Here is a 1,180-nt window from a genome sequence, read left to right on the forward strand (position 1 = left end):
ACCCACCCTTGTAATAGCGCGATCGATTATCTTGGACCTGTTCCGTGAGGAATGGCCTGCCGCGGTTTGCACCCCGCGACAGGCCGCTGGCGATCGGATCGAGCCCACCCAGAGCAGTTTGTGGCTGCCCCGTAGCGTGATCGCGTCAGCACCTTCATCGGACCCGGATGGTTGCCGGAACAACTTGGTTCGCTTTACAAGGCAGGGTCGAGGAAGATGACACAGACTAGCATAACGACGGCTGGGATCGATACGTCCAAGGCCAAGCTCGACATCGCGGTTCACGGTCGAACCGAACGCTGGCAGGTCGCCAATACTTTACCGGGCTGGCGCGCTCTGGCAGCAAACCTGGCCAAGACCGGCGTCACGCGGGTCGGGATCGAGGCGACTGGCGGCTATGAGCGTGGCGTGGTGGAGCATTTGCGGTCGGCCGGCTTTACCGTGCTGGTGCTGCAGCCGCTTCAGGTCAAGGCGTTCGGCCAGGTCCATTTACGCCGGGCCAAGAACGATGCGCTCGACGCGATTTTGATCGCGGCTTGTGCCGCAGCGCTCGATCCCCCCGAGCTCGCGCCGGATTCGCGATTGAGCGAATTGGCCGACTATCTGACCTTCCTCGAGCAGATCGAGGAGGACATCAGGCGCTTCAAGACCCGGCTTGAGCACATTGACGAGCCCGTATTACGACGCCTCGTCAACAGCGACATCGCCAGGCTGAAGGCACGCAGGTCGACGCAAATGCGCGACATTGCCAAGCGCCTTCGCGCCTATGACGATCTGGCCAAGCGGCTCAAACTGGTGCTGAGCATTCCCGGCATCGGCGAACGCACCGCGCTGTCGATCGTCATCCGCATGCCGGAGCTCGGTCGCGTCAGTCGTGAGGAGGCCGCAGCCTTGGCCGGGCTGGCTCCCTTCGATGCAGATAGCGGACAACACCGCGGACAGCGCAAAATCGCCGGAGGCCGCAGCCGCCTGCGGCGCTCCCTGTTCGCCGCGGCCCTTCCGGCGGCTTTCCGTTGGAACAAGGCTCTGATCGCGCTGTATGCCCGCCTCATGGCAAAGGGCAAAGCCCACAACGCAGCACTCATCGCCTGCGCCCGGAAGCTCCTGATCTATGCCAATACCGTCGTACAGCGCGGAACGCCATGGACCGAAAAAGCCGCATAGCCTTTAATGGTTGCTA

General features: G+C 62.6%; 1 protein-coding gene. It reads left to right on the forward strand.

All coding sequences use genetic code 11. The features are described from left to right. Window positions 1–216 precede the first annotated feature (216 nt). Window positions 217–1,164 carry an IS110 family RNA-guided transposase gene (locus AC1RR3_RS38510; protein ID WP_492830536.1) on the forward strand — a complete coding sequence of 316 codons (948 nt, stop codon included), beginning with the start codon at window positions 217–219 and terminating at the stop codon, window positions 1,162–1,164. Window positions 1,165–1,180 lie beyond the last annotated feature (16 nt).

It is taken from the genome of Bradyrhizobium sp. GW821-FHT13H05, assembly GCF_058804065.1.

Excerpts from the sequence above, each read along its gene's own strand:
- AC1RR3_RS38510 (WP_492830536.1), top strand. The coding sequence starts at position 217 with ATGACACAGACTAGCATAACGACGGCTGGGATCGATACGTCCAAGGCC.